Origin of the sequence: Pseudomonas reactans (assembly GCF_013385825.1) — a bacterium.
GTDB classification, from domain to species: Bacteria; Pseudomonadota; Gammaproteobacteria; order Pseudomonadales; family Pseudomonadaceae; genus Aquipseudomonas; species Aquipseudomonas reactans.
On the sequence record NZ_JACAPG010000020.1, the window covers coordinates 77,328 to 96,125 of the forward strand.

Below are 18,798 nucleotides of genomic sequence, written 5' to 3' on the forward strand. Positions count from 1 at the left end.
TTTCTTATTCTCCGCTCGCGGGTATATACCCGCTTGTATTCGAACAAATCCGCGCTCAGGCGAGTTCGTCCAGCAAGGCCAACAAGGTTTCGCGTTTTTCCGCGCCAAGTTGATCGATCAATTTCTGCTGCGCCGCTTCCCAGGCGGGCAATGCCGCGGCCAGTCGTGCTTCACCGTCCTCGGTCAACATCACCAGGCGGTTGCGCAGGTCATCGCCTTCCACCAACCGCACCAGGCCCTCGCCTTCCAACACCCGCAGGTTGCGCCCCAAGGTGCTGCGATCCAGGCCCATGGCTTCCGCCAGGCTGGAAATGCTCGGCTGATCGAGGCGCTGCAAGTTACACAGCAAAGAATACTGGGCGACGTTGATCCCGAAGCCATCCAAGGCGCCGTCGTAATGCCTACTGACGCCACGGGCGGCACGTCGCAGGTTGGTACACAAACATTGGGAAGCAAGCATGGAAGGTGTATATACCCGCGATTAATGAAATGCAAGAAAGTGTTACAGCGCCAGGCCGACCAGAACCGCGACTTCCAGCAGCTCCAGCAAGGCGCCTGCGGTATCGCCCGTGGTGCCACCCAGCCGATTGACCATCAGCTGGCGCAGCCCTAGGAAGCAGATCACAGCGAGCAGTACAGCCATCCCGCCACTGAAGCCGCCAATGAGGATGCAGGCCAAACCACTGAGGATCAGTACCTGTTGGCCGACTATTCTCGGTAAATGATCCGACAATGCTTGGCCCAACCCTCCAGCACGTACATAGCGCGTGGTGAGAAACAGCGCCAGCATCGACGCGCGGCCGATCAGCGGCGCCAGGATCAGTGCGGCGCCGTTGCGCTGCTCGATCAAGGCCACCAACGCGGTGAACTTGAGCAGCAGCACCAACCCGAGGGTGACTACGGCAATCGGCCCGCTACGTGGGTCCTTCATGATCGTCAGCGTGCGCTCGCGGTCGCCAAAACCGCCGAGCCAGGCATCGGCGCTGTCCGCCAAACCGTCCAGGTGCAGGCCACCACTGAGCAACACCCAGGCCGCCAGCAGCAGTGCGGCATGCAGCAACAACGGCGCGCCCATCAAGACCGCGTTCAGCCCCCACAACAGCACGCCGAACAACAGGCCAACCGCAGGATAAAACAGCAACGAGCGCCCCATCTCCTGAGGCTGCGGCATACCCGGCAGACGAATCGGCAGGCTGCTGAGAAATTGCAGGGCGATCCAGAAGGGCAACATGTCTACCCCCCTTCCTTCAGGGAGCCGTCAGCAGCGACGTGCAGACTGAACAGCCCGCCATGGCCCACTTCGACGTTCAGCAATTGCTGCCTCGGCAAACCACGTGCTTGCGCCAGTAGCAGACGCATGACACCGCCATGACTGATCAACAACACACGCTCACCGGCATAGGCCTGATGCAAGCGTGCGACAGCGCCCAGGACCCGGTCGGAAAAGGCGCTGACAGGCTCCCCTTCCGGTGGCGTAAAGCTGTAGGGGTCAGCCCAGAACAACCCCAGCCCTTCGGCGTCGGTCTCCATCAAGGCCGCCGCGCTCTGCCCTTCCCAGGCACCGAAGTGCAGCTCTTGCAGATCCTTTTCCAGGGTCACCGGCAGCTTCAACTGAGCCCCCAACTCCTCGGCAAACCGCGCGCAGCGTTGCAGCGGCGAGCTGACCAGACGGTCCCAGGGCCCCTGCGCCACCACGGCCGCGCGCATCTGCGCCCAGCCGTTGGCGGTGAGGGCATCGTCCAGGCTACCGCGCAGGCCGCCGCCCAACTCGGTTTCACCATGACGCAACAGGTCCAGGCGCAAAGTCATGCCGGGCGGTCTGCCACGGCGGCTTCGGCGAAGGTCGCCATCTGCCCGTGTAATGCACACGCCAGACGCAACAACGGAACTGCCAGCGCCGCGCCGCTGCCTTCGCCCAAGCGCAGGCCCAGTTCCAGCAGCGGCTGCGCGTCGAGGCTTTGCAACACATGACGATGGCCGGTCTCGGCACCGCGATGGCCGAACACCAGCCATTCACGGCAGGCCGGGTTCAAGCGAGTCGCGACCAGCGCCGCCACGGTGCAGATAAAGCCATCCACCAGCACCACGATGCCGTCCTGGGCGCAGGCCAGGTAGGCGCCCACCAGCGCGGCAATTTCAAAGCCGCCCAGATTGAACAGCGTCTGCAACGCATCACCACGCTGACCGGCGTGCAGCGCCAGGGCACGCTCGATCACGGCCACCTTGTGGCTGACGCCTTGGGCATTCAAACCCGTACCGGGCCCCGTGAGATCACTGACCTGACAATCGAGCAAGGCACATGCCAGCGCACTGGCGGCGGTGGTGTTGCCGATGCCCATCTCGCCACCGATAAACAGTTGCGCCCCGCTCTCCAACGCACGCCGCGCACTGTCGCGGCCGGCCTGCAGGGCGAGCTGCCCCTGAGCCACGGTCATCGCCGGGCCGTTGACGAAATTGGCGGTGCCCGCGCCGATATTCAGGTGACGCACACCGGGCAGGTCCAGGGACGGCGTGACCGTGCCGAGGTCGACCACCTCCAACTGTGCGTCCAGCTGCCGCGCCAACACACTGATGGCCGCGCCACCGCTGACAAAGTTGAGCAGCATCTGCCCGGTGACTTCCTGAGGAAACGCCGACACGCCTTCCGCGACCACGCCGTGGTCACCGGCGAAGATGGCAATCCACACGTGATCCACCAACGGTTTGACCTGGCCCTGCAAGCCCGCCAATTGCACCGCCAGCGCCTCCAGCTGCCCGAGAGAGCCGGCCGGCTTAGTCAATTGCTGCTGGCGCGCCAGCGCGTGTTCGTACGCTTGGGCGTCAATCGCCTTACAAGGGTTGAGCCACCAGGTGTCAGTCATAACGCAGTACCTTTCAAAGTCAGGGGCAGGCCGGCAACCGTCAGGACAACACGCTGACAGCGCTCGGCCAAGGCTTGATGCAGCCAACCGGCTTCATCCACATAGCGGCGAGTCAATTCGCCCAGCGGCACGACACCCAGACCGGTCTCGTTGCTGACAAAAATGATTTCACCCGGCAGCGTGGCGAGGGTGTCCAGCAATTGATCGCGTTCGGACGCCAGGCGATCCGGGTCCTCCAGCATCAGCAGATTGGTCAGCCAAAGGGTCAGGCAATCCACTAGCAGGCATTGCCCGACAGCCGCATTTTCGCGTAGTACACGAGCCAGTTCGACGGGTTCTTCGATGAGGCCCCAATGGTCAGGGCGACGCTGGCGATGCAGCGCGACGCGCTGATTCATCTCACCATCCAGCGGTTGGCTGGTGGCGATGTAAGTGACGGGCAAACCACTGTCGCTGGCTAGCTTTTCGGCAAGGCGGCTTTTACCGGAACGGGCGCCACCGAGTATTAGTTGGAGCATGGGATCGCACCTTGGGCTGCTAGGATTTGGTTGGCAGTCAGGCCGCCATCGCGGGCAAGCCCGCTCCTACAGAAAAGCCAATCTGCTTTTGATCTGGCTTTTGATCTTGATCTGAGGCGCCCCGTCAAACACGCTGGCCGAACGCAGGCTTGAATCCGTGGGTAACCCGGCAGGACGCCGGGTTAGCCGCGCTGGGCCAAGGATGGCCCATCGCGGCGGCCCACGGATTCAAGCCGGAGTGAGGGCACACCGAGCCTAGGCGAGGTGCCGAGTGGTGGGGCGAAGGCCTTTTGCTTACTTTTGGGCCTTTCCAAAAGTGAGCCGCTGTAAGAGCGGAGCCATAGGTGGCGGTTACCGCAGGAATGGATATGTACACCGACACACCGCATTCGCGGGCAAGCCTGCTCCCACACTGAGACCGCATACTCACCGTCAAACCCCACACAGCTTGCGTAACAACTCGGTATCCAAATGGTTTTCCACCAGGTCCGCCAGACGCTCGATATCACGCTCACGCAACCCGTGATAATCCACTGCCTGCACGTCCTGCAATCCAGCCCAGCGCAGCAAGGCACTACACGCCGCCGGCTTTTCGAACAACCCGTGCAGGTAAGTACCAAGGATCTGTCCATCAGCGCTTTGAGCACCGTCCGTGCGACCGTCATCCAACAACACAGCAGCGTTAAGCAATGCTTCGCCAGACGTCACACCCGCATGAATCTCATAACCACTGATCTCAGCATCCTCCAGCACCAACCGCCCACGCACATTACGCAACTGCTTCTCTTCTTCCAGCGTGGTGCTGAACGCCAGCAACCCCAGGCCATCGCTGGAACCGGCAGCCCCTTCCAGGCCCAACGGGTCATGCACCTGCTCGCCAAGCATCTGTAGGCCACCGCAAATACCCAGCACCTTGCCGCCATAGCGCAAGTGCCGCGCTACAGCCGTGTCCCAGCCGTTGGCGCGCAGATAGGCCAAGTCGCTGCGCACGCTTTTCGAGCCGGGGAGGATGATCAGGTCGGCAGCCGGGATCGGCTGGCCAGGCCCAATAAATTGCAGATCCACTTGGGGATGCAGGCGTAACGGGTCGAAATCCGTGTGGTTGCTGATGCGCGGCAGCACGGGCACCACCACCTTGAGTACCTGGGCCGCCTTGTCGATCTGGCGCTGATCGATACCGTCTTCGGCTTCCAGGTGCAGGTCCATCACGTAGGGCAACACGCCCACCACCGGCTTGCCGGTGCGCGCTTCCAGCCAGTCCAGGCCGGGCTGCAGCAGCGCGATGTCACCGCGAAAACGGTTGATGATGAAACCTTTGACCCGCGCCTGTTCCGTGGGCGACAGCAGTTCCAGGGTGCCGACCAGATGGGCAAACACCCCGCCGCGATTGATATCGGCGATCAGCAACACCGGGCAATCCACCGCTTCGGCAAAGCCCATGTTGGCGATGTCATTGGCGCGCAGGTTGATCTCCGCCGGGGAGCCCGCACCTTCCACCATCACCACCGGGTAGGCCTGGCTCAAGCGAGCGTGGGAGGCCAGCACCGCCTGCATCGCGATGGCTTTGTAATCGTGATAGGCCACCGCGTTCATGCTGGTGACAGCGCGACCATGGATGATCACTTGGGAGCCGGTGTCGCTGTTGGGCTTGAGCAACACCGGATTCATGTCGGTGTGCGGCGCCAGGTGAGCGGCCTGGGCCTGCACGGCCTGGGCGCGGCCGATCTCGCCGCCTTCGGCGGTCACGGCGCTGTTGAGCGCCATGTTCTGCGGCTTGAACGGCGCCACCGCCACGCCCTGGCGCACCAGCCAGCGGCACAGCGCCGTCACCAAGGTGCTTTTACCGGCGTCGGAGGTGGTGCCTTGCACCATCAGCGTACTCATGTGGCGTCCTTATAAGCGACCAGGGCTTGGTCCAGGCGTAGCCAGTCAGCCTCGCTGTCGGGCAGCCCAAAGCGCAGACTGCTGTCGTGGACAAACAGCCGTAGCAAAATGCCGCGTTGGGCCATGAATTCGTGCAGGCGTTCGGCGTGGGGCGTGATCAACCATTGAAACAACGCGCAGCCGCCCTGGGGCTGGAAGCCGTGGCGCTCCAGCAAGGCAAACAGACGCTGGCCCGCCTCGATGCAACGCGTGCGCTGGCGCACATGCCCGGCCGTGTCGCGCAAGCACACCTGCCCCAACACTCGCGTCGGTCCGCTGACCGCCCAGGGGCCGACCTGCTCGGCCAGCAACTTGAGCAGCTTGCGCTCGGCCAACACAAAACCCAGCCGCACCCCGGCCAGGCCGAAGAATTTGCCGAACGAGCGCAACACGATCAGGCCCACCTGGTGGGCCTGGCCCGCCAGGCTCAGTTGCGGGGTGACGTCCATGAACGCTTCGTCCACCACCAGCCAACCGCCGCGCTGGGCCAGCCGCGAATGCCAGTCCAACAAGCGTTGCGGGGTCAGGCTCAGGCCGGTGGGATTGTTGGGGTTGACCACCACCAGCACGTCGAGCCCATCGAGAAAGAAGTCGACTTCCTGCTCCTGCACTTCGCGCACCACATAGCCGGCGCGGCGCCAGGCTTCGGCGTGTTCCGCGTAGCACGGTGACAACACGCCGACTTTGCCGGCGCGGCGCAGACGAGGCAGCAACTGGATGGCGGCCTGGGAACCGGGCACTGGCAACAGGTGTGCAGCGCCGTAGTATTCGCTGGCGGCCCGCTCCAGGCCATCGTCGGTTTCCGGCAGGCGCGCCCAGGCCCGCAGGGGGATCTCGGGGATCGGCCAGGGCCAGGGCGCGAGGCCGCTGGACAGGTCAAGCCAATCGGCCTCGGCTATCCCGTATTGAATCGCCGCCTTGCGCAGCCGGCCACCGTGCTCAAGCATAGAATTGCGCCCCCGCGCATAGGATCAGCAGCCACAACCATACGCCGCGCTGCACCAGTTGCCAGCCCCGCTCGATGGAATCGGCATCCGCCGCCGGGCCCTCGCCCAATTGCGGACGCTGATGCACTTCGCCGTGATAGATCGCGGCACCGCCCAACTCCACGCCCAGGGCGCCGGCACCGGCCGCCATGACCGGACCGGCGTTAGGGCTGTCCCAGGTCGGGCCTTGGGTGCGCCAGCATTTGAGCGCCAGGCGCGTCTTGCCCAGTACGGCGTAGGTCAAGGCCACCAGGCGCGCAGGAATGTAGTTGAGCACGTCGTCGATCTTTGCCGCGGCCCAGCCGAAACGTTCGAAGCGTTCGTTGCGATAGCCCCACATCGCGTCGAGGGTGTTGCTCAGGCGGTAAAGCACCACGCCCGGGACGCCTGCGACGACAAACCAGAAAATCGCAGCAAAGACCGCATCGCTGCCGTTCTCCAGCACCGACTCGGTGGCGGCGCGGGCGACTTCAGTGCTGTCCAGTTCACTGGTCTGACGGCTCACCAGGTAGCTCACGCGCTTGCGTGCTTCTTCCAGGTCATCACTGCGCAAGGCCTGGGCCACCGGGATCACATGCTCACCGAGGCTGCGCATGCCAAGGGCGCAATACAGCGCCAGGATCTCCAATACCCAGCCGATGTAAGGTGCCCAGGATAACGCCGTGGCCAGCAGAGTCAGCGGCACCACGGCGATAAACCATGCAGTCACGCCATGGCTGCGCCAGCCGCGACCACCAGTATTGAAACGTTGCTCGATGCGCCCTGCGAAATTGCCGAACGCCACCAGCGGATGCCAGCGCCTGGGTTCGCCCAGCAGCGCATCCAGCGCGACTGCAGCGACACACAGCAAGGCCACACTCATTGACTCACTCCCCACCCATTCTCATACACCATGTCACTCAGCGGCCGAGGCTCGGTCCAGCCTTCGAGCTGCAACATCGGTGCCGGGTAGAACTCGGCCACCGGCCCCAGGCAAAGCACGGCCAACGGTTTCGCACCGGGCGGCAAACCCAGCAGATCAGCCAGGGCCTGGGGCTCGAACAGCGAGACCCAGCCCATGCCCAGCCCTTCGACACGGGCCGCCAGCCACAGATTCTGGATAGCACAGGACAATGACGCCATGTCCATTTCCGGCAAGGTACGCCGGCCAAAGATGTGCCGCTCACGATCATCCATCAACGCCGCCACTAGCACTTCGGCGCAGTCGTGAATGCCTTCGACCTTGAGCTTCATGAACTCATCGGAGCGCTCGCCCAGGGCTTCGGCGGTGCGTACGCGTTCTTCTTCCACCAACTGTTGAATCTGCCCACGCAGCGGGCGGTCGCTGATGCGGATAAAACGCCAGGGCTGCATCAGGCCGACGCTGGGTGCCTGGTGCGCGGCCTGGAGCAAGCGGTGGAGCAATTCGGGGGCGACAGTGCCGCCGCTGAAGTGGCGCATGTCGCGGCGTTCGGCGATGGCGCGGTAAACGGCCTGGCGGTCGGCCTCGGGAAAGGCGTTGTCGGTCATGGCCTCATCGCCGGCAAGCCGGCTCCTACAAGATCGGGCGCGAACAATGCGGCCACCGCCTGGGGATTCGAGGGGAAATAGAAATGTACGTAGGACGCCGTCATCCGCCCCTGGCGATAAACCGCCTCGGCACCGCGCCCGCCATTCGGGCTCAGGCCACGGGCAATCGGTTGCCACTCGGTGGTGGTCAGGGAGTGGTGATAGGTATGGCCGCGCAGCGTGCCTTCAGGCAAGTCGACATTTTGCAGCGCCAAGGCCGCGAGCTTCTTCTGCATTACCGCATCGCCTTGCAGCAAGCCGACCAGTTCGGCGCGAGTGCCGTCGACATCAGTCAGCGAGTCCAACAGGTAGAGCATGCCGCCGCATTCGGCGAGCAGCGGTTTGCCGGCGGCATGATGAGCGCGGATGGCGTCAAGCATCGGGGTATTTTCCGACAGCGCCTGGTGGTGCAGTTCCGGGTAACCACCGGGCAGGTAGAGGCTGTCGGCGTCCGGCAACTGACGATCGTGGATCGGCGAGAAAAACGTCAGCTCAGCGCCCATTGCCCGCAACAGGTCAAGGCTGGCGCCATAGGTGAACGCGAAGGCTTCGTCACGGGCCACGGCGATGCGCACGCCGTTGAGCAGTGGCTTGGCTTCGATCACTTCCGGTGCAGCAAAGGTCACTGGCGGCGGCAAGGCGACTTCACAACTGCTGCCCAGCGCTTGAGCGGCGGCGTCCAGGCGCACATCGAGATCATTCAGTTCGCTCGCCTGCACCAGACCCAAGTGACGGCTAGGCAGTTCGATACCGGTCTCGCGAGACAGCGCGCCGTACCAGCGCAGGCCTTCGGTGAGGCTGCCTTCGAGCAATTGCGCATGGCGCAGGGTGCCGACGCGGTTGGCCAGTACGCCGGCGAACGGCAAATCTGGCTGATAACGCGCCAGCCCCAGGGCCAACGCGCCAAAGGTCTGGGCCATGGCGGTGCCGTCAATCACGCCCAAGACGGGCACGCCGAAGTGTCGCGCCAGGTCGGCGCTGGATGGCGTGCCGTCGAACAGGCCCATCACGCCTTCGATCAGGATCAGGTCCGCCTCCCCCGCCGCTTCCCACAGCAAGCGGCGACTTTCCTGCTCGCCCACCATCCACATGTCCAATTGATACACCGGCGCACCGCTGGCGCGCTCGTGGATCATGGGGTCAAGAAAGTCCGGGCCGCATTTGAACACGCGCACCTTGCGCCCCAAGTTGCGGTGCAAGCGGGCGAGCGCGGCGGTGACGGTGGTTTTGCCTTGGCCGGACGCCGGTGCGGCGATCAAGACGGCCGGGCAATGACGGGGCTGATTCAAAGTTCGACGCCCTTCTGTGCCTTTATACCGGCCTGGAACGCGTGCTTGAGCATGCCCATTTCGGTGACGGTGTCGCCCATTTCAATCAACTCGGGTTTGGCGCCACGACCGGTGACCACCACGTGTTGCATCGGCGGGCGTGCTTGCAGGTCGCTGAGGACCTGGTCCAGGTCGAGATAGCCGTGCTTGAGGGCGATGTTCAATTCGTCCAGCACCACCAGGCCGATGGCCGGGTCTTGCAGCAGTTCGCGGGAGACCGCCCAGGCGGCTTCGGCGGCGGCGATGTCACGCTGGCGGTCCTGGGTTTCCCAGGTAAAGCCTTCGCCCATCACATGAAAGCGCACTTGCTCGGGGAAACGGCGGAAGAACAACTCTTCACCCGTACTGTTGCGCCCCTTGATGAACTGCACCACGCCGCACTGCATGCCGTGGCCCATGGCCCGGGCCAGCATGCCGAACGCGGAGCTGCTCTTGCCTTTGCCGTTGCCGGTCAACACCAGCAGCAGGCCGCACTCGTTCGGGGAATTGGCGATGCGTTCATCGATCACGGCTTTTTTGCGCAGCATGCGCGCCAGGTGGCGTTCGTCGCGGTCGGGGGAATCGGTCATGGCAGCTCTCCGTTGGGGCTGGACAAAAACGGCGGGCAGGAAAAAGAAAAAACAGACAGCCAAGCATCGCCCACCGTGATGCTGTTGGATGTTGCAGGCCGGTCTCCGGGCTCATGAGTGGCGCGCGCCTTATAGACGCGCAGACCGACGCTGCGCCTTCCCATATCGCGAGCGATACAGTGGCAAAAGGCAGCGTCTTGACTCATTTACCGTTGCGGGGGCAGCGCCGGAATCGCGGCGGCACTGTGTACAAGTGCGCTCACTCACCGGCTTCCCTGTTTCACTCGGTCGACCCATGGGTCACAGAGCACCTGGAACAAGCGGCGAAGGGTATTAGGTTGAGGGGCGAGCTGCAAGCTTCAAGCAGATAGCTGCAAGCAGGCATCACCCCCCTTGCAGCTTGAAGCTTGAAACTTGCTGCTGCTTCTTACGGATTCCGCGCCAGATTCCCCGGCAATACGCGCTTGGCGCTCAGGTAGGCATTCTGCCAATACGCCTTGGACAAGGTGTCCAACTTCACTGTACCGCCGGTTTGCGGCGCGTGCACAAAGCGGCCTTCGCCGACGTAGATCCCGGCGTGGCTGACCTGTGAACCGCCGCCCGTGGCGAAGAACAGCAAGTCGCCGGTCTGCAGGTTCTGCTCGCTGACATCCTGCGCGCGCATCACGATCAGTTCACGGGTGGTACGCGGCAGGGAAATGCCAGCAGCGTCGCGGAAGACAAAACCGATCAGGCCACTGCAATCAAACCCGGAGTCCGGTGTGTTGCCACCCCAACGGTAAGGCGTGCCGACCAGGCCCAGCGCGCGGAAGAGTACGTCTTCGGCCGCAGGCGAGAAATTCTGGGTGGAATAGTTGAACACCGGCTTAGGCTTCACCGCGATAGGCGCGGGCGGCGGTGGGCGGCTTGCGCAGGCGCTGAGCAGCGCGGCGCAAACAATAAGAATCAGGCGGGCCGAGGTCGACATGGGCAGAACAATCCTGGTCTGGATGCGGCTTTCGCTGCCGAACGCTGAAAACCAGAACGCGCAAGCAAAGCTCGCGCGAACGGATTACAACAATGTCCAGGGATTCTAGCGCTTACACGTCAAACTTCAAGTATCACTTTAAGTTTACTTGCTAGCGGTAACCGTCGTCGGGGCCATGGCGAGTGCGCGCTTGGCTTCGATGAAGGTTTTGCTCCAGTAGCTGTCGCCCAGGTTATCGACCCGAACACCGCCACTGCGACGGCTGCTGGAGTGGATAAACTGGTTATCGCCCAGGTAGATACCGGCATGGCTTACACGGCCACGGCCCGCTGTACTGAAGAAAAGCAGATCACCGGGCTTGAGGTTGTTGCGCGCGACCAACGGTGCATCCACGTTGATCATTTCGCGGGTGGAGCGAGGCAGGTTCATGCCCGCTTCTTCGCGAAACAGGTAGCCGATGAAGCCGCTGCAGTCGAAACCGGCTTCAGAGGTGCCGCCGAAACGGTAACGGGTACCGATCAGGGACATGCCGCGCTCGAGGATGCTGTCGGCCAGAACAGGAAGCTGGTAAGGCTTGCTACCGGAGAAATTGGCCAGCTCTTTTTCCGTTGCCAGCTCTTCTTCATAAACAGAAGCAGACTGTGCAGCAACGAATTTTGCCTGATTTTGAACCTGTGGTTTTTGCTGTTCTGCCACCTGTTGAGGGTGGGAGGCGCAACCAAACAACAGGGTAACGAGTGCGAGAGGCACGAGGGGTGCGAAGCGATTTAGCATGGGCACGACCGTGGCTGATATGTAAAGAAGACGAGACTATGCCCTCTATCACATCGATTTGCAAATTCAATCGTGATCTATGTGACTTCTTGTTTGGACTATGACATCTAAGCCCTTAACACCCTATATCTGCCTTTTGCGTAGCCAAACCGGCTCAAACGCAGGTTTTCTGGCGCCTGGAATCTGCCGAAAGCCGCGAAAACAGCGGGCAGACTACCAACCCAAGGTTTCTTTCAAGAAGGGAATCGTCAGCTTGCGCTGGGCCTGCAAGGAAGCTTGATCGAGCTGTTCGAGCAGGTCGAACAACGCGCTCATGCTGCGCGTGCCGCGGGTGAGAATAAAATGCCCCACCTCGTCTGTAAGGTGCAGGCCGCGACGCGATGCGCGCAATTGCAAGGCACGCAATTTGTCTTCATCGGACAGCGGGCGCATCTGGAAAATCAGCGCCAGGGTCATGCGCGACTTGAGGTCGGCCAGCTTGATCGGCAACTCGCGCGGCGAGGTGGACGCGGCAATCAGTAGGCGCCGACCGCTGTCACGCAAGCGATTGAACAGGTGAAACAGCGCCTCTTCCCACTCTGCCTTGCCAGCGATCGCCTGCAAATCATCGAGGCACACCAGTTCGTACTGTTCAAGATGGTCGAAGATGCCGATACCGCGATCCATCAACTCAGCCAGGGGCAGGTAAACCGCCGGTTCGCCCATCTGCTCGAAACGCAGGCACGCGGCCTGCAACAGGTGGGTACGCCCTACGCCGTGCTTGCCCCACAGATAGATCAGGCTTTCGGTCCACCCGGCGTCGGCTTCGCAGAGCCGCTCGACATAGCCGAGTGCAGCGGCATTGGCGCCTGGGTAGTAGTTGATAAAGGTGGCGTCGTCACGCAGACGCACACCCAAGGGCAGCTGAATCGGTTTCATGCTGACTGAACGGCTCCAAACGAACCGTTAGTGGCCTCTGTGTAAAGTTTGCAAAGTTTATACCCGTGACGCCGGGCGCACAATGCAACAGACCCCAAGCAAAATCAAAGGTTTGCGTTAACTTGTTGGATTTACGCAGATTGTTTGACGCCCCGGCCCCAGAAACAACAAACCCGGCTTGGGCCGGGTTTGTGGCAGAGCGATTACAGATCGGGGTCTTCAACCCCCGTGTACACCTCCGAATCCTTATACAAATCGTGTACATGGCGCACCAGGACCATGATCACCGCCGCCACCGGCAGCGCCAGCAGGATGCCCGTAAAGCCAAACAACTCACCGCCCGCCAGGATCGCAAAGATCACCGCCACCGGGTGCAGGCCGATCCGATCACCCACCAGCAACGGCGTCAGCACCATGCCTTCGAGGGCCTGGCCGACCATGAATACCGCCACGATGCCCAGCATCGGGTACAGGTCGCCGCCAAACTGGAACAACCCCGCCACCAACGCCGCACCGATACCAATCACAAAGCCCATATACGGCACGATGGCGGCGAGACCGGCGATCAGGCCGATCAACAGGCCCAGCTCCAGGCCGATGGCCATCAAGCCAGCGGCGTAGATGATCCCCAGGGCCAGCATCACCAGTAATTGGCCGCGTACAAAGGCGCCAAGCACTTCATGACATTCCTCGGCCAGAGACACGATGCGCTCCTCACGATTGCGCGGCAGCAGGCTGCGAATCTTGGCCATCATGATGTCCCAGTCGCGCAGCAGGTAGAACGCTACCACCGGGATCAGCACCAGGTTGGTCAGCCAGCCGATCAACGCCAGGCTGGACGCCGTCGCCTGACTGAGGACCACACCGACGATATCGGTGGTCTGCCCCATATGCTCGCTGATGGCCGCCTTGACCTTGTCGAACTTCCAGAAACCATCCGACAACCCCAACTTGGCCTGGGCCCACGGCATCGCTGTGTGCTGCAACCAATCGAGCATCTGCGGCGCCAGCTCATACAGGCGAAACAGTTGCTTGGCCAGCATCGGCACCAGCACCAGCACCAACGCCGTGATGATCAAGGTAAACAGGGCGAACACTGCCACCACGCCCCAGGTTCGCGACAACCCGGCTTTTTCCAGGCGATCCACCACCGGATCGAACAGATAGGCCAGCAGCAACGCGACCAGGAACGGCGTCAGGATCGAATGCAGCAGGAACACAAAAACGCACAGCAGGACAATCCCGCCAAGCCACACCCAACGACGCGTATCCGCCATAAACCACTCCATCTATATATAGAAGAACACCGTTACCAACGAAAACGCAGCTGCGCCTGAGGCTCTGGGGCAACTGCAGGTTGAGTGTTATCCGCCACCGGTTGTTGGACCGGCGCCTCACCGGCAGGGATTTCCTGCAACTTGGCCAGGCTCAACTGCGTGCGCAACTGATCGGCACTGCCGTTGACGCGGTACACAATGCGATTGCCGTCCACGAGCTGTGGTTGACCACCGAAAGGTTCGAGCAAATGACCCAGGGTGGCATACCGCTCAAGGGTCATGCCTTGCACCTCCAGCAATTGCTCGGTGCTCACGCCGGGCTTGACCGCAAACCGCGGCGCGAGCTTCTGACTGACTGCCAGCATCACCGCATCCGCCACGGCGCCGGTGTCGGCGCCTTGCGCAGTACCCTGCTCGCTCTTGTCGCCCAGCCACAGGCGCCATTTGGCTTGCCATTGGCTGCCTTCCTGGCGCGCATGCACGGCCAGCAAAGCGTCGGCGCCGTAACGCTCGGAGGCGGCGCGCAACGGTGTGGCGTCAGCACTTTCCAGGTTCGGCGCGGTGGCGACCACCTGCTCATCCAGGTCGCCTAGAGGCAAGCGCAGCGGCAAGCCCCGGTGTTGCGCGGCACGGCGCAGTGCCTGGGCGACGGTCTGGCCATCACCCACCAGGCTGCTGCCTTCGGTGGAGTCGTTCAGCCACCAGCCGAGGATCGACGGCCGATTGCTGCCCCAGATCGACAAGCCGGCTTCACGCAAGACGCGATCAGTGCTTACCGGGTCGAAATCCACTTGCAGGCTTTCCGGTGGGCCAGCGTCGTAGCCGTATTGGCTGATGATTTGTTGCGGATCTTTACGAACGGCCGCCAGGCCCGGGCCGTCGGCGGCCTTGGCGTCGCCGGTCAGGCGGATCACCAGGGTCTGCACGGCGCGCTGGGTGGCCTGGTCGCGCTCTTGGGGCGACTGGCTGCTGACGGGTTCGAGTACTTGATAAAGGCCATTGAGGGTTTCGGCATGACTCGCCAGGCTGACCAACGACAAACAGCCTGCAAAGAAAAATTGATACAAACGCATGGAAGATTCCCGAACGACAAATTTAGCGGCTGGAACAGACCGCGTGAATCCGGTGTGGCAAGGCTGTGACCACAGCTACCGGTAAAACATTCACAGGGTATCGGTAAGTTTTCGTACTGTCATAACGCTAGCGCATTAAAGGCTATACCTTAATACGCGCAGAAGCAGAGCCGATTAGCATTTTTTTAACCTCTATTACCTCTGCCCGTCGGCCCGAGGATGGCCGCTGCCCCTCAAGCCTGATAAAATCGCGCGCCTTCGCAGACCGTCAACGGCGTGGCCTTTATAAAAGCCCCCGCCCGCTCGGTCGTTACCCCTGAATCCCCCCTAAAGGCCTGGATCATGAGCAAGCAACCCTCCCTGAGCTACAAGGACGCCGGTGTAGACATCGACGCCGGTGAAGCATTGGTCGAACGCATCAAGAGCGTCGCCAAGCGCACTGCGCGCCCCGAAGTCATGGGCGGCCTGGGCGGTTTTGGCGCCCTCTGCGAAATCCCGGCCGGCTACAAGCAGCCTGTACTGGTTTCCGGCACCGACGGCGTGGGCACCAAGCTGCGCCTGGCACTGAACCTGAACAAGCACGACACCATCGGTATCGACCTGGTTGCCATGTGCGTCAATGACCTGGTGGTGTGCGGCGCCGAGCCGTTGTTCTTCCTGGACTACTACGCCACCGGCAAGCTGAACGTGGACACCGCTGCACAAGTGGTGACCGGTATCGGCGCTGGCTGCGAACTGTCGGGTTGCTCCCTGGTCGGCGGCGAAACCGCTGAAATGCCAGGCATGTACGAAGGCGAAGACTACGACTTGGCCGGCTTTTGCGTCGGCGTCGTGGAAAAATCCGAGATCATCGACGGCTCCAAGGTTGCCGCCGGTGACGCCCTCTTGGCCCTGCCATCCTCCGGCCCGCACTCCAACGGTTACTCGCTGATCCGCAAGATCATCGAAGTGTCCGGCGCCGAGATCGAGAACACCCAACTCGACGGCAAGCCGCTGACCGACCTGTTGATGGCCCCGACCCGTATCTACGTCAAACCTCTGCTCAAGCTGATCAAGGACACTGGCGCCGTCAAAGCCATGGCCCACATCACCGGCGGCGGCCTGCTGGACAACATCCCGCGCGTGCTGCCAAAAGGCGCCCAGGCCATCGTTGACGTGGCCAGCTGGCAGCGTCCGGCAGTATTCGACTGGCTGCAAGAGAAAGGCAACGTCGATGAAACCGAGATGCACCGCGTGCTGAACTGCGGCGTGGGCATGGTCATCTGCGTGGCGCAAGAGCACGTTGAAACCGCGCTGAACGTACTGCGTGAAGCCGGCGAGCAGCCTTGGGTCATCGGTCAGATCGCCACTGCCGCCGAAGGCGCAGCTCAGGTTGAACTGAAGAACCTCAAGGCTCATTAATGTCTCAGACCTGTGATGTCGTGGTGCTGCTTTCCGGCACCGGCAGTAACTTGCAGGCCTTGATCGACAGCACGCGCACCGGCGACAGCCCGGTGCGCATTGCTGCGGTGATCTCCAACCGCAGCGACGCCTACGGCCTGCAACGCGCCAGGGACGCGGGTATCGACACCCGCTCGCTGGATCACAAGGCTTTCGAAGGTCGCGAGGCCTTCGACAGCGCCTTGATCGAACTGATCGACGCCTTCAACCCCAAACTCGTGGTACTCGCCGGCTTCATGCGCATCCTCAGCGCTGATTTCGTGCGACATTACGCAGGGCGCCTGCTCAATATCCACCCTTCCCTGCTGCCCAAATACAAAGGCATGCACACGCACCAGCGTGCGCTCGATGCCGGCGACAGCGAGCATGGCTGCAGCGTGCACTTTGTCACCGAGGAACTCGATGGCGGGCCTCTGGTCGTACAGGCAGTGGTTCCGGTAGAGTCTGACGACTCGGCGCAGACGCTTGCGCAACGGGTTCACACCCAGGAACACAGGATTTACCCGCTGGCCGTGCGCTGGTTTGCCGAGGGGCGGTTGATTCTTGGTGACCAGGGTGCATTATTGGACGGTCAGTTACTCGCGGCCAGCGGCCACTTGATTCGAACCTAGGAGATTTTATGCGTCGCGCCTTGCTCTTCGCTTTTGCGCTGTTCGCCTTGCCAGCCGTGCAAGCAGCAGACCTTCACCCTTTCTCCGTAAGCTACACCGCCGACTGGAAACAGTTGCCCATGAGTGGTTCGGCTGAACGCAGCCTGGCCAAGAATGGCGACGGCACCTGGACCTTGAATTTCAAGGCCTCCATGATGATCGCCAGCCTCACCGAAACCAGCGTGATCCAATTCGACAAGGACACCCTGCAACCGAAGAGCTACACCTTCGAACGCGGTGGCCTGGGCAAGGCGAAGAAGATCAACCTGGACTTCGACCAGACCGCCAAGAAAGTCACCGGCTTTGAAAACAAGGACGCGGTCAACGTGCCCCTGCAAAGTGGCATGCTCGACAAGTCGACCTACCAGTTGGCCCTGCAGCGCGATGTGGCGGCCGGCAAGAAGAGCATGAGCTACAACGTGGTGGAAGGCACCGACGTCGACACCTACGACTTCCGCGTGATCGGCCCGGAAAAGGTCCAGACCAAGGTCGGCTCCATCGACGCGATCAAGGTTGAGCGCGTGCGTGACCCGACTCAGAGCAAGCGCATCACCCAGATGTGGTTTGCCAAGGACCAGGGCGGCATTCTGGTTGCCTTGCGTCAGGTGGAAACCGATGGCAAGGAATACAACATCATGCTGCAGGACGGCACTGTTGACGGTAAGGCTGTCAAAGGTAGCTGACCGGTAGTTGGAACAAAGAGCCTCGCGAATGCGGGGCTTTTTTTCGCCTGGAGGTATTGCGTTGAAGCTTACATCGCCATCGCCGGCAAGCCGGCTCCTACATTTTGAACGCATTCCCCTGTAGGAGCCGGCTTGCCGGCGATGGCGGCAGCATGGCCAATCCAACCCTACAAGCCCTACCCGAACATGAAACTTCTGTCATAAAACTCAACGACCTGCGACGCATTGCCACGGTTTACGCGGCCTGCAGGATAGTTGCGGTTTATGCAATAAATTGTTGCGCCCAAAACCTGTTTACTTAGCAAGCTAACAAATCATATAACAAAGGCCTGCGACGACTTGCCGCAGATCCACCAGAGATTGGAGCAAGCAGATGACTGTAAAAGTAACTGAACGCGACGACGAACATATGTCCCACGAAGCACTGGGCCATGGGATTCACATCTGGGATGTACACCAACAAGACCTGTTGGTCGGCATGTTTCACAACGAGAGCGACGCTCATAATTATAAAAACGAGCTCGAAGCCCTTGAGATGAGACGCCAGTCAGAAAGCCGTTAACCCCATACTGTAGGAGCGAGCTTGCTCGCGAAAAACTCATAGGCACCGCGCTCATTCAGGCTACACGCGTTTTCGTTGACGTTTTTCGCGAGCAAGCTCGCTCCTACAAATAAAAACCCCGCCTTTTGAGCGGGGTTTTTCGTTCCTATAGCCTTACCACATCAGATCATCCGGGATCTGGTAGGCCGCGTACGGATCATCCTCGTCCGGCACCTGGCTTTCCGTCAGGATATTGAGCTGCACGATACGCTCCGGTGCGCGCTCCTGGATCTTCAGCGCCGCTTCGCGCGGGATCACCTCGTAGCTGCCGCCGTGGTGCACGATAGCCAGGGAGCCGTTGCTCAGCTTGTTGCGCATCAAGGTATTGACCGACAGGCGCTTGACCTTCTTGTCATCCACGAAGTTGTAGTAGTCCTCGGTGGTCAGCTTGGGCAGGCGCGACGTCTCGATCAGTTGCTTGACCTGGGCGGTGCGCGCCTTGGCCTCGGCTTTTTCCTGCTGCTGGCGGTTCAGTTCCTGGTCGCGTTTGACCTTCTCGGCGTGCGCCTCGGCCGCCAGGCGGGCCTGGGTGTCATCCGCCTCGATCTGGCCTTTGTGGACCAGGCGCTGCTGCTTCTGTTTCTCTTTGCCGACCTGCTTGGCCTGCTTTTGGTTGACCAGACCTGCTTTGAGCAACTGGTCGCGAAGGGAAAGGCTCATGGTGCTTACTCACTTAGGCAAC

The 18,798-nt window shown here is 61.6% G+C and carries 21 protein-coding genes and 1 riboswitch; of the genes, 4 read left to right on the forward strand and 17 right to left on the reverse strand.

Going from position 1 to position 18,798, the window contains the following annotated elements; all coding sequences use genetic code 11:
* Window positions 1-55: 55 nt before the first annotated feature.
* From HX868_RS22945 to HX868_RS23020, 16 genes are all read right to left on the reverse strand, one after another.
* On the reverse strand, window positions 56-460 hold the full coding sequence (locus tag HX868_RS22945; protein WP_038847945.1) for a MarR family winged helix-turn-helix transcriptional regulator: 405 nt from the start codon (window positions 458-460) through the stop codon (window positions 56-58).
* Window positions 461-502: 42 nt separating this feature from the next.
* On the reverse strand, window positions 503-1,231 hold the full coding sequence (locus HX868_RS22950) for an adenosylcobinamide-GDP ribazoletransferase (RefSeq protein ID WP_177004454.1): 729 nt from the start codon (window positions 1,229-1,231) through the stop codon (window positions 503-505).
* A 2-nt stretch (window positions 1,232-1,233) separates the two neighbouring features.
* Window positions 1,234-1,809, reverse strand: coding sequence for an alpha-ribazole phosphatase family protein (cobC, locus tag HX868_RS22955; protein WP_177004455.1), 576 nt, complete (start codon window positions 1,807-1,809; stop codon window positions 1,234-1,236).
* A complete protein-coding gene (gene cobT, locus HX868_RS22960; protein ID WP_177004456.1) occupies window positions 1,806-2,861 on the reverse strand; it encodes a nicotinate-nucleotide--dimethylbenzimidazole phosphoribosyltransferase in 1,056 nt (351 codons plus the stop codon). The genes cobC and cobT overlap by 4 nt, the downstream gene beginning before the upstream one ends.
* Entirely contained in the window at window positions 2,858-3,379 is a 522-nt protein-coding gene (gene cobU, locus HX868_RS22965; RefSeq protein ID WP_177004457.1) for a bifunctional adenosylcobinamide kinase/adenosylcobinamide-phosphate guanylyltransferase, read from the reverse strand. The genes cobT and cobU overlap by 4 nt, the downstream gene beginning before the upstream one ends.
* A gap of 432 nt (window positions 3,380-3,811) precedes the next feature.
* Window positions 3,812-5,263, reverse strand: a complete 1,452-nt coding sequence (locus HX868_RS22970) for a cobyric acid synthase (RefSeq protein WP_177004458.1) — start codon at window positions 5,261-5,263, stop codon at window positions 3,812-3,814.
* Window positions 5,260-6,249: a threonine-phosphate decarboxylase CobD gene (gene cobD / locus HX868_RS22975; protein WP_177004459.1), complete on the reverse strand. Its 990-nt coding sequence runs from the start codon at window positions 6,247-6,249 to the stop codon at window positions 5,260-5,262. The genes HX868_RS22970 and cobD overlap by 4 nt, the downstream gene beginning before the upstream one ends.
* Entirely contained in the window at window positions 6,242-7,150 is a 909-nt protein-coding gene (cbiB, locus tag HX868_RS22980; RefSeq protein WP_016976523.1) for an adenosylcobinamide-phosphate synthase CbiB, read from the reverse strand. Before cbiB ends, cobD begins: the two co-directional genes overlap by 8 nt.
* Complete coding sequence (bluB, locus tag HX868_RS22985; protein ID WP_177004460.1) at window positions 7,147-7,797, reverse strand: 5,6-dimethylbenzimidazole synthase; 651 nt, start codon at window positions 7,795-7,797, stop codon at window positions 7,147-7,149. Before bluB ends, cbiB begins: the two co-directional genes overlap by 4 nt.
* The gene (locus HX868_RS22990) at window positions 7,794-9,125 is read right to left on the reverse strand and encodes a cobyrinic acid a,c-diamide synthase CobB (protein WP_177004461.1); all 1,332 of its coding nucleotides are present in this window, start codon (window positions 9,123-9,125) and stop codon (window positions 7,794-7,796) included. The genes bluB and HX868_RS22990 overlap by 4 nt, the downstream gene beginning before the upstream one ends.
* Window positions 9,122-9,733: a cob(I)yrinic acid a,c-diamide adenosyltransferase gene (cobO, locus tag HX868_RS22995; protein WP_025855821.1), complete on the reverse strand. Its 612-nt coding sequence runs from the start codon at window positions 9,731-9,733 to the stop codon at window positions 9,122-9,124. Before cobO ends, HX868_RS22990 begins: the two co-directional genes overlap by 4 nt.
* Window positions 9,734-9,812: 79 nt before the next feature.
* Window positions 9,813-10,063, reverse strand: a riboswitch (cobalamin riboswitch).
* Window positions 10,064-10,160: 97 nt separating this feature from the next.
* Window positions 10,161-10,700: a C40 family peptidase gene (locus tag HX868_RS23000; RefSeq protein ID WP_177004462.1), complete on the reverse strand. Its 540-nt coding sequence runs from the start codon at window positions 10,698-10,700 to the stop codon at window positions 10,161-10,163.
* A gap of 144 nt (window positions 10,701-10,844) precedes the next feature.
* Window positions 10,845-11,474: a C40 family peptidase gene (locus HX868_RS23005; RefSeq protein ID WP_016976518.1), complete on the reverse strand. Its 630-nt coding sequence runs from the start codon at window positions 11,472-11,474 to the stop codon at window positions 10,845-10,847.
* A 213-nt stretch (window positions 11,475-11,687) separates the two neighbouring features.
* Window positions 11,688-12,392 carry a DnaA regulatory inactivator Hda gene (gene hda, locus HX868_RS23010; protein ID WP_010208669.1) on the reverse strand — a complete coding sequence of 235 codons (705 nt, stop codon included), beginning with the start codon at window positions 12,390-12,392 and terminating at the stop codon, window positions 11,688-11,690.
* Window positions 12,393-12,595: 203 nt separating this feature from the next.
* Window positions 12,596-13,669 carry an AI-2E family transporter gene (locus HX868_RS23015; protein ID WP_177004463.1) on the reverse strand — a complete coding sequence of 358 codons (1,074 nt, stop codon included), beginning with the start codon at window positions 13,667-13,669 and terminating at the stop codon, window positions 12,596-12,598.
* 32 nt (window positions 13,670-13,701) lie between these two features.
* Window positions 13,702-14,742 carry a DUF2066 domain-containing protein gene (locus HX868_RS23020; RefSeq protein WP_177004464.1) on the reverse strand — a complete coding sequence of 347 codons (1,041 nt, stop codon included), beginning with the start codon at window positions 14,740-14,742 and terminating at the stop codon, window positions 13,702-13,704.
* A 342-nt stretch (window positions 14,743-15,084) separates the two neighbouring features.
* Between HX868_RS23020 and purM the strand changes: the two genes are divergently transcribed.
* From purM to HX868_RS23040, 4 genes are all read left to right on the forward strand, one after another.
* Window positions 15,085-16,143 (forward strand): phosphoribosylformylglycinamidine cyclo-ligase, encoded by a 1,059-nt coding sequence (purM, locus tag HX868_RS23025; protein WP_177004465.1) that lies wholly within the window; start codon window positions 15,085-15,087, stop codon window positions 16,141-16,143.
* Window positions 16,143-16,793: a phosphoribosylglycinamide formyltransferase gene (purN, locus tag HX868_RS23030; protein ID WP_177004466.1), complete on the forward strand. Its 651-nt coding sequence runs from the start codon at window positions 16,143-16,145 to the stop codon at window positions 16,791-16,793. Before purM ends, purN begins: the two co-directional genes overlap by 1 nt.
* 8 nt (window positions 16,794-16,801) lie before the next feature.
* Window positions 16,802-17,515: a DUF3108 domain-containing protein gene (locus HX868_RS23035; RefSeq protein WP_033900686.1), complete on the forward strand. Its 714-nt coding sequence runs from the start codon at window positions 16,802-16,804 to the stop codon at window positions 17,513-17,515.
* Between the two features lie 373 nt (window positions 17,516-17,888).
* A complete protein-coding gene (locus HX868_RS23040; protein ID WP_016976512.1) occupies window positions 17,889-18,077 on the forward strand; it encodes a hypothetical protein in 189 nt (62 codons plus the stop codon).
* Between the two features lie 153 nt (window positions 18,078-18,230).
* Here HX868_RS23040 and HX868_RS23045 read toward each other — a convergent pair whose 3' ends face one another.
* Window positions 18,231-18,776 carry a DUF2058 domain-containing protein gene (locus HX868_RS23045; RefSeq protein ID WP_016976511.1) on the reverse strand — a complete coding sequence of 182 codons (546 nt, stop codon included), beginning with the start codon at window positions 18,774-18,776 and terminating at the stop codon, window positions 18,231-18,233.
* Window positions 18,777-18,798: the final 22 nt, after the last annotated feature.